Source organism: Nicoliella spurrieriana (assembly GCF_023380205.1).
Lineage (GTDB): Bacteria > Bacillota > Bacilli > Lactobacillales > Lactobacillaceae > Nicoliella > Nicoliella spurrieriana.
Window position 1 is genome coordinate 1386451 of sequence record NZ_CP093361.1, and the last position, 11330, is coordinate 1397780.

The 11330-nt window shown below is 41.9% G+C and carries 1 protein-coding gene (running past one end of the window); it reads right to left on the reverse strand.

Going from position 1 to position 11330, the window contains the following annotated elements; all coding sequences use genetic code 11:
• Positions 1-11044, reverse strand: the 5' portion of a protein-coding gene (locus MOO44_RS07255) for a DUF5776 domain-containing protein (RefSeq protein WP_260116470.1). The gene continues 39467 nt to the left of window position 1, outside the view; 11044 of the gene's 50511 nt are visible here — the first part of the coding sequence; it begins with the start codon at positions 11042-11044; its stop codon lies off the left edge, out of view.
• Positions 11045-11330: the final 286 nt, after the last annotated feature.

The window sequence follows — 11330 nt, forward strand, 5'->3', positions numbered from 1 at the left end:
TGGCAGATACCGATGCATCACTGGCATATGAATTAGCTGAACTAGCGTTGTTAATGTCACCAGTAGTAACGCTACCGGCAACCGAGTTAGCTGAGGAAGCAGTGTTGGATTCATTATTCCCGTTAGAAGTGGCAGTCGAATCCTGGCTCGCAGCAGATGAAGCAGCAATATTGGCAGAAGCTGCATTAATAGCAGCTTGGCTGGCAGAGGATTGATCCGCAATCGCCTTAGATGCAGCATTGGATGCATTCACCGTAGCATTCGAAGCCGTTGTGGATTGCGCAGATGCGTTACTGACCAATGCAGGCATACCCTTAGCAGCAATCGAAGCTTGGGCAGCGTAAATTGAACCATCGGTAGCATCACCGTTGGTGTAAGCACTATTAGCAGCAGCTACTAAGCTGTTTACATTGCTTGCAGTCAAGCTAGCAGTTACTGAATCTTTATTAGCTTGGGCAGCGGCAGAGCTAGCATCCGCATAGGCACTATTAGCAGTGCTGGATTGAGCATTGGCATCAGCAAGTGCACTCGCTGCAACGCTAGCGGCAGAGCTAGCAATCGATGCTTGATTCTTAACAATCGTGTTCGTAGCTGCAGCGGAAGCAATCGAACTAGCAGCAGTTGCATTACTTTGGGCGGTACTGTTAAAGCCACTGGTAGCGACAGCAGCGGAACTGGCTTGGGTTGCATACTTAGATGCACTATTTGTAGAAGCATTGGCCCCACTTGCAGAAACGCTAATGGCGGAGCTAGCGCTATTGGCAGTACTGGAAGTCCCGGAGTTGTTACCAGAAGCTGATGAAGCAGCACTAGCAGTCGAACTAGCAGCACTATTAGCAGAACTGGCGGCACTATTAGCAGAACTAGCAGCACTATTAGCAGAACTAGCAGCACTATTAGCAGAACTGGCGGCACTATTGGCAGCATCAGCAGCAGATTGAGCTGAAGATGCATCCTTAGCAGCATTCGATCCATCAATTGCAGCAGCACTAGCAATTGAATCTTCGGCACTAGCCGTAGAACTATCACCCTTTTGGGCAGCTGAAGATGCGGCACTAGCAGCGGAATTAGCAACTGAGTTCGCGGAACTAGCAACTGATGAAGCCGAGTTAACTGCTGAACTTTGGACTGCCACTGTTGATGAAGCAGCAACCGCATTTGAATGTGCAGTAGATGCTACAGCAGCTTCACTTGCAGCATTCGAAGCGGCAACGCTCGCACTGGATGCTAATGAAGCAATCGTCGAGTTCTTTGGATTAGCAGAAGCAACTGCGGCAGCTGATGCAGATGCACTGGCAGCCGATTGAGCTTGTGAAGCTGCATTGGTAGCATCAGTAGCAGCATTAGCGGTAGCTTGACTAGCGGCCTTGGAATCACCAGCGACAGCGGAACTAGCAGCATTAGCAGAACTAGAATACCCACTAGTGGCACTCGCAGCACTTGCCGTTTGGCTAGCATAACTAATGGCAGAACTAGCAGCTTGCGCAGATGCCACAGCATTCGAAGCGACAGTACTTTGTGAAGCCGCACTACTTGCAATGGCACTAGCCCGATCAGCAGCGGATTGAGCAGAGGCAGTGGCACTGGAAGCTGTAACACTATTAGCTTTGGCAGCATCAGCAGCTTGACTAGCGGCCGCAGCATAACTCGAAGCACTTGAATTAAATGCTGCAGCGGAAGTATAATTTTGCGCACTATTAGCAGATTCGGCCTGACTAGCAGCCTGACTAGCTAAGCTAGAATTAGCAATTACCGTAGCATCATTACTGCTTGCTTGAGAAGCAGCGGCACTGGCAATGCTGTATTGAGTACTTGCATCGGTCGAATCAGCATCAACGCTCGTCTTCGCACTGCTCAAAGCAGCGCTAGCAGAACTAAAGGCGGAGCTAGCGGTACTTAATGCACTGTTGCTTGCGTTACTTGGGTTGTTGACAATATTGCTCATGACCGTAGATTGACCATTCGCAGTGTTAGAGTAGCTAGTGACCACGCTATCAGCGGAACTAGCCACTGAGTTGGCAGTTGATGCCTTACTTGAATCGGTACCCGCACCACTTGCATACGAACTAGCGACACTGGAAGCTGAACTAGCGGCAGAGTTAGCTGATGTTGCAGATGAATTAGCCCCACTGGAGGCACTTTGTGCTTCATTAGAAGCAGAAGAATAGGCATTGCTTAAGTCCGCATGTGCAGAATTAGCTTGATTTTGATCGGAAATAGCCTTACTTGCTGCAATGCTCCCGGCTGAAGTAGTAGCCGCAATTGAAGTTGAAGCATTGGATGCAACCACAGCTAACGAACTCGCATTGGATGCAATCGAACTTGCCTGAGCCGCATAAGAAGATCCTGAAGTTACATTTCCGGCAGCATAATCAGAACTTGCTAATGAATAGTAACTGCTTTCACTAGCACTCATGGATTGAATTTGGCTATTAATCGATGAAGTAGATGAAGCTACTGCTGATACAACCGAATAAGCACTGGATGCAACTGAACTTTGGTTAGAGGCATCAATGCTAGCTGCATTAATTGTATTCATTGCACTACTTGCGACACTGTTAGCTGATTTAAATACAGAATCCGAAACATTGTTAATGAAGTAAGAATTGATTTCACTAGCAGTCGTACTATTAGCACTGTATGAAGTGCTAATTGCGGATGATGCTAAACTTGCTTGACGATTATAATCGCTTGCAGACGATAGATAACTTTGATTTGAATTATTTACACTACTAATTGAAGAACTAGCAATACTAAAGGCATTCGAAGCGCTATTAACGGAGGATGATCCCGAAGTAGTAGCAGCACTAACACTTGCAAAGGCGTTGGAAGCACTATTAAATGAATCAACAGCGGTGTTGATTGATTGAACGTCATTGGCAGCCTTAGAAGCAGCAACACTGGCACTATCAGTTAATTTTTGAATTGAAGCAGCGTTACTTGATAACGTAGTTGCAACTGAAGCAGCACTTGCAACCGCGCTCTTGGCGGCACTAGCAAAGCTATCTCCTGTGGTACTACCAGCTAGGTAAGCGGAGTTCGCACTCGCATCATCATTGGCAACAGCAGTGGAATAGCTATTCACGGATGCAAGCAAACTAGTATCGGAACCGTGAAGTGAAGTAGCTTCACTGGCGGCACTAGAAGCGATACTGTTTTGTGTATCAGCATCATTAGCGTAGCTGGTAATTGCAGACTGAGCAGAGGATGCAGCTTGGGCATACGAGGATAGGCTTGCATTGCTACCGTTAGAACCAGCACTAGCAATCGATGCAATGCTACCATTGGCACTATTAACACTGCTCCGATTGGAATCAGCTTGGGCAGCGTAGCTCGAAGCTTGAGCAGCATAGGAACTAGCAGAGCTAACGTTAGTGGAATCAGCAGTGTTAGCACTATTGGCAACTGATTGAGCAGAGTTTGCACTACTACTATTTTGACTTGCATTGGAATTGGCATTAGTGGCTTGACTAGCAGCTGATTGAGCAGATGACAATGCATCACTTGCAGCATCATTAGCAGCTTGGGCACTGGCTTGATCAATTTCAGCTTGCGCAGCAGCATTGCTTGCAGCGACCCGGGCTGAACTAGCAATTGATGACTGCTTATTAACATCAGTGATTTGATTTTGAATTGCTGATGAAGCATTTGCTGCTTGAACTTGATATGAATTTCCAGCGCTAATATCACCATTTTGGTAAGCAGAATTAGCTTCCGATACATATGAATTAACACTAGCTAAGTTAGCAGAAGCAGCGCTAGAATCCTGTTTAGCTTGACTATCAGCACCAGAAGCAGCATATGCTGCGGAATTTGCAATGCTAGATTGATTAATTGCATCACTATTATATGAACTAGCAGAACTGGCATCCAAATTAGCACTTGATGCGAATGCGGATACTACGGAGTTATTGCTGTTAGCAGCTGAGAGCGAGTTAGCTACATTAGCATAACTATTAGCAGAGGAATTGGCCGTACTAGTTGCATTCGCTGCGGATCTAGCAGAACCAGCGTATTCAGATGCCAACTGATAATCACTATTGACACCCACAGCGGTACTAGCAACTAAATTAGCAGATGAACTGGCAGAACTAGCAATTGAAGCGTCAGAACTAGATCCAGAAGTAGCTGCATTACTGTTGGTGTTAGCAGCACTCGAGGCACTTTGGGCAGTGCTATTAGCATTACTTGCGTTAGTAGATGCACTAGAAGCAATACTATTCTGAACGCTACCATCACTAGCATAACTTGATGCTGCACTAGCAGCTTCACTAGCATTGATTGCATCAATAGCAGCCTTGCTAGCCGCAGAACTAGCAGCACTTTGTTCAGAGATCGCATTACTACTATCACCATTAGTGGCATAACTTGATGCTGCAATAGCAGCACTAGATGCTACAGAATTTGCAGAACTAGCATCAGAGGATGCACTACTTGCCGTTGAACTTTGTAAGCCTGCGTTCGAACTATCATCCCGCGCCTTTGATGCTGCAGAACTAGCTACTGTAGCATCAGAACTAGCATTGGATGCAGCACTAGTTGCAATACTTGCATAAGAACTCAATGCTGAATTATTTGATTGCGCTTTAGCTGAACTATTCATTGATGATGCAATTGAGCCCGCACTAGTAGCACTATTTGAAGCATTCGTTGCCGTAGATGTTGCTGCATTAGCTTCATTTGAAGCAACTGAACTAGCAGAGCTAGCTAAACTACTTGAATTAGAGGCGTTACTAGATGAACTACTTGCTTGGACAGCATAACTACCAGCAGCAATTGCAGCACTATCAGCAGATCCAGCAGCAACTGCTTTATTGTACGCACTACTTGCATCAGTAGCAGCTTGGCTCATTACTGAAGAATCACTTGAAGCACGTGAAGCAGCACTAGATGCACTGATTGTATAACTAGCGACAGAACTATTAGCAACACTTGCTTTACTATCAGCAACAGAAGCATAACTAGAATTAATTGATACCTGAACGACATAAGAATTAGCTGCAGAACTATCCCCTGCAGAATAAGCACTAACTGCTAATGAAGCATTAGTAGATGCAGAAGTAGCTTCGTTACTAGCAGCGATTGCATAGCTAGCTGCAATTGATGCTTGAGAACTTGCAGCATAACTTGCCGAACTAGCATCACTGGACGCAATATTAGCATCAGCACTAGCGGAACTAGCAACGACACTAGCACTATTAGCTATACTACTATCGTTTTTCAGGTTAGCATCAGATGGATACATGCTAGCAATCGAACTAATTGCTGATGATTGTGAACTAACTTGAGCGCTACCTGAAGCAATGGATCTTGATCCGGAACTAGCAGTAACTGAATATGAATTAGCAGAACTACTATGAATGGTTGCATTAGATGATTGAATTGCAGCATCACTAGCACTAGCTTGAGCTGAACTGAGCATTGTATTCATACTAATGATTGCATTTGCAATCGAATTAGCGTTTGAAATAATGGGTAGTTGCGATTGCATTTTAATAGCTGATAATGAATCAATATCTTGATTGAACGCTATATTAGCACCAGATAAAGTTGCGTGTGCTTTACTAGCAGTTGTTACATAGCCATTAGCTTCAGCTAATGAAATCGCACCTAAAGATAGTGCAGAGGATGCCGCATTACTATCCATTTTATTAGCTGCTGATAGTGCTTGGCTACCCAAGCTACCAACTGCAATTGCATATGAAGATGGATTAGCAGAATTTAACGAGGCAATGCTATCATTCGCAATTGAAGCGTTAGAACTAGTTGCAACAACCGCTCCACTAATCGAATCAACAGTAGAAGCATCTGTTGCAATTGCATCAGATGCATTGGATGCTGCAACATACTCAGATTTAACCAACGAATTTCCAGAATTTGAATTATAAAGGCTAGTTAGCGAACTCATATAGTCACTAACTCCATTTTTAGCATCACTAGCACTTTGAATTAACGAAGTGATACTAGTGTATTGATTGCTAACAAACCCAGCGGAGCTAGAATTAGCAACAGAAAAAGAACTATACGACGAACTTGCAGAACTAGCAGCTTGTATCAATGAATTAGCAACGCTAATATCATGTTGTGGATTATAATCTGCATTTGATTTAAAACTATTATTAAGGCTATTCAAAGTAGTAATCGCATTTGCAGCTGTGTTACTATCACTAGTTGCTTTATTAGCAGCATTGGCAGCACTAGCAGCTGCATTAGATGCAGAATCCCCCGCTGCTGCAATCGCGGAACTATCTCCAGCAGCTAAATTGGCTTGAGAAATGGCATTAGCAAGTGCTGAAGATGCAGATGCAGAATTAGCACTTGGGTTTTGTGCATAAAGCGAGGAAGATAAACTAGCAGCAGCACTAGCACTTTCAGCATACTTAGATACTTCATTTGATAAACTAGCCACAACGTTTGACTGAGCAACAGCAATACTAGATTGTGTAGCAGCATCACTTTTAGCACTAGCAGCATCATTTGCGGCTGATGCTACAACACTAGCAGCACTTTCAATTTGACTATTTAATGATGAAATCGTTGCATAACTAGGTGAGGTACTATCTTTTGCAGTTTGCGCAGCAGCACTAGCTGCTACAGATGATGCATAGCTTGAAGAATTAGCAACATTACTAGTAGCTATTGAAGCAGTATTAAAGTAAGAGGTAAGAGAAGCTTCACCACCAGATGCACTCCCTGCAGCATTTGAAGCTTCACTAGCAGCATTATTAGCGACTGAAACCGCATTAGAAGCATTTGCAGCTGCAGTATTGCCGGCTGCTATTCCACTATTAGCAGTACTAACCATATCACTTAGTGTAGTATTATTAATGCTAGCAGCACTTGTCGCACTATTAGCAGAAATGAGCTCCTGACTAATTGCAATTACCGCGCTAGAAATTGCAGCCATTGCAGATGAAACGATAACGTTATCACTAGCTGTAGATCCAGCAATTGATGATAAAACTGTGGCGTCAGATGAAGCAAGCGTAATATAAGCTTGCGCTTGAATTGCAGTGCTTGAATCTCGCGACATTGATGTTGCCAAACTAACATTATTGCTTGCATCATCTAAGTAACTTCCTGCAATCCATGAACTACTGTTACTGCTGATGATACTGCCATTACTAATGTTATTACTGCCGTAGAAACTATTATTACCATCAGCAACCGCATTGGATGCAACTGATAATAATGAAGTTATTTCAGAACTATTAGAACTAATCGCAACGTACTCTGAACTAACAGTAGAGCTAAATCCACTTTGGAATCCAGCAAAACTATCAATAAATTCATAACTAGTATATGCTGAATTAGATAAAACAGAATCGGCATACGCCTTATAACTACTTACCTGGCTTGAATCTGTACTAACCGTACTATAGGCTTTACTTGCTGAATTAGCAATACTACTTGTCGGTGCATACATACTCTGATTACTTGAAACATTACTATACGCTTGATTATAATAATCATTTGCAAGTGTTCCTGGTTGATTACTTTGCCCATTTTCATACCCAATTTGATAGTCCATATCTTGACTATAAACAGCTGTATTAAAAGTAATGTCCTTTTGTCCCTGAAGATATCCAGCACGATAACGTTGTCCATATGTGAAATCGGTATAATAAGAATCTGTACTAGAACCATCCTCTGACGTAGGAGTATTGTTATCACCATCCATATAGGCTCTAACATTCATCGATGCGTTTGCAGCAGTTGTATTATCAACAGCATTAGTTGTGTCATTACTACTATGTTCTGATTTAACGGTATATAAATGAGCATTTGCAATTAATCCATAATTATTATAGGCATTATTAACAGCCGCTAATTGATCTTGAGGAACAATAAAACTCCAATTACCCTTCGCATCAGCTACAGCGGCATATACTTTATTTGGATTACCATCTGCATCTTTATCATTTGGATCATTAGATGCAGTTAAATCTCTCCCTGCATATTGATTCGTACCATAATTAACACTGATGTAAGCGCCTGCGGTTGAATTCCCAGAAATCTTTCCGGTAGTGGTGTTATATTGAATCCCTGAGATTTGGACATCTGGAACATGATTCATCTGAATATAACTACTAAGGGTTGTATTATAAACTCCATTAGGATTTTGACCGCCGGCTGATTCAGCATCGGCTAATGTAAGGTACGGATTAGTGGTATGTTGAAGGACCCCTTGGGTAGTTTCAGAAACGTTACCACTAGTATCAGCAGTTAAAGTTGAGGAAGAATATGGTCCATAAACATTTCCATTGGTATCAGTGAACGACATATAACTTCCATTAATTGAAACACTATTAGTAAAGAGAACGCTTCCACTATTACTATTTTTAGTTTTATCAATAACAATCTTTTTAGGATCAGTAATAGTAACATTTCCGCTGGCATTGATTAGTGAAATTGGACTATTTCCATCAGCTGATAATTGTAAAACTGAATTAGGAGAAACGTTCATGGTACTGTGGCCCCCAGTAAGAAAAATGAGTGCCATTGATGCCCCCTGCTGATTTCCTAAATTAGTAGCACTAACGTCTAATTCACCTTGACTATCGACATTAATATTAGAAGTACCACCTAGATAAATTAATCCGTCACCATTTTGTCCGCCAGTAAAAGTTGTTCCATCGCCATTCCCAGTAGCAGCAATATTTAGCTTAGCCCCACTAGCAATATTAATGTTTCCACCACCATTAGCATAAATCGCACCAGGTAAATAAGATGTTGAAGAAAAGTTAGTATTAACATATGGTTCAATATTTAAGGTAGCACCAGTATTAACATTAACAGTCCCATTACCATTAATAACAATTCCCCGATTATTACTATGGGCAATATTTTCACTAGTATTCCCACCAGGCTGTAAGGTAACCGTCGCACCGTGGTCAACGGTAAAAGTCCCCCCAGATCCTAGTTCAACAACGTTACCATCAAATGTAGAACCATTAAAAGTCGTTCCTGGTAAAAATTCAATGTTATTAACTTGGAAATTTTGTTGATTTGAGCCACTATTTAAACCAGTCCCAATATAAGCTTGTGCCAAAGCAACATAGCTAGGAGTTCCAACAAACGAAGATTCGTTATCAGGATTAGTACCATACTCTTGTGCAACAGCGTAAGGAGAATAGTTCAACCCACCATTAATAGTCACATTACTTTTAATCGGATTGTCATTAATATTGAAATTCCCAGCAGTGTCCGGAGTATTATCAGGATTTCCAATATACAAATTAGTCGTTGTGGCATAAGCTAATTGAGATCCAGTATAAGTAACATTATCATAGTACAAGTTAGCACTTGTGCCATGATAATGGTTAGTAACCGGTCCATAATAATTCGTTCCAAATGCAGTCATATTTTCCATGATAACAGTTGTAGCTCGTAAATTATAAGATGCACCAGCAAAGTCAACGGTTGTAGTCGTTCCATCCATTCGTAATCCATTAACAGTCATTGAATTATAATTTGCAATGTCCATATTATCATTGCCATAGTGAGGAATGTTCCATAGATTAAAATTAGCATCAACATTAACGTGCGTAACATTAGTATTCTGCATTACCTTATCGAATCCGGATGCAGTAGTAACATTTACAAATCCACTAATGGATGCAGCTGATCCACTAACCCCATTAGCAATTGCTTGACTATTAGCAATTGCTTGACTTTCAGTCGCACTTACTAACGATGCTACGTTGGATTCATAACCACTAATAACACTTGACCCCATTGAAATAGAATTAGATGCATTTCCAGCATCAGTTGCAAGGGATCCTGCACTATTTGACTGTGAATTCACAACCGTTGCAATACTACTAAGGGTTGCTGAATCAATATTGGAATTACTTGAAGCTGATGACAATTGATTAGATAGCGTTGAAATTCCAGATTGCGCTTGACTAGCAAAAACACTATCAATAGTAAGTGAAGAAACATAGTTAGCTAATGAATTAAAAGCAGATAATGCGCTTGCAGCATTTTCCTTAGCCGATTCACCGGAACTAGTTGATGTATCAGCATACCGAACCCTTAATATATATGCAGAACTAGCATTGGATTGAGCTGCTGATAAATCATTCATTGCATTCGTATAAGCACTAGCAACTAATGAGTTATTCGCAGACGCACTATTTAATTGCGCAGCCATGCTACTAATCTGTCCCGATGGGGTTCCATCATCAGTAGCATCTGCATCCCGATACAACAATTCCACGTTCTCCGCATCCGATGAGGACAGCTTATTAATATCAATCGCACTATTGACCCCATCCGAAGCGGTAAAGAGCGTTTGGAGATCATCAACTTGGGTGCTCGTCAAAGAAGCGTTCCCACTAACGGTGGCAACGCTGATGGCATTGTTTGAAACTGCTGATTGATCCGCACTGTTACTAGCAGAACTGGATTCAGCAGACGAACTAGCACTAGCTGACGAAGTAGAAGCGCTGCTAATAGCACTCGAGTCCTGCTTAGCGCTTGCGCTGGCTGAACTAGCACTAGAGCCACTTGTATCACTACTGCTAGAACTAGCGCTATTGCTGCTGCTTGCATCATCACTAGTAGTAGTACTACTACTGTCACTGTTACTACCACTGGCCTTGGTGACATCACTACTGCTTGCTGATTGATCAGCACTGGAGTGGTCAGTAGCACTGGATGATTGATCTGCACTACTGGAATCACTAGTAACGCTACTGGAGCTACTTGATCCCTGAGTCGAATGATTAGCAGCTGAATCCCCCGCCTCACTAGTCGTCGCATCCGAGCTACTACTGTCAGTACTAGCTGAAGATTTCACGCTCGCAGAGCTACTCGAGGCCGCAGCTGGCCCGTCAGTTTCATTGGTGTTTGAATCCGTCCCACTGTTGGTGTAATTAGCATCCCCAGTCGTATCGGCATGCACCGTCTTTTGGAAGCTCATTACGCCTCCGGTAAGCACGGTCAGCATGGATAAAGAAACCACGATCCAGTGTTTCTTTACCTTTCTAAGTACTTTTTTATCGTTGACCTTATTAAAACGATATTTATTATAAATCAAATTAATTCCCCCTCAGAATAATCTTGAATTATTCAATTCACTAAAAAACATTTAGGTAAGAATAAAATTACAAATCAGCTATGTTAGTCTTAAATCTTACGGTTTTAAAACTCAGTTATGAAACAATTGTAACTAAGCGATAACTAGTAATATATATTAATATAAAATTTATTATAACACCGCTTAAAATAAAAATATATAATGACCTTCCCACAAATTTATAGCTTAAATTAATTCTAACCAAAAAAACACCGTCGTTTCAAAAACGACGGTGTTTTTCATTTAA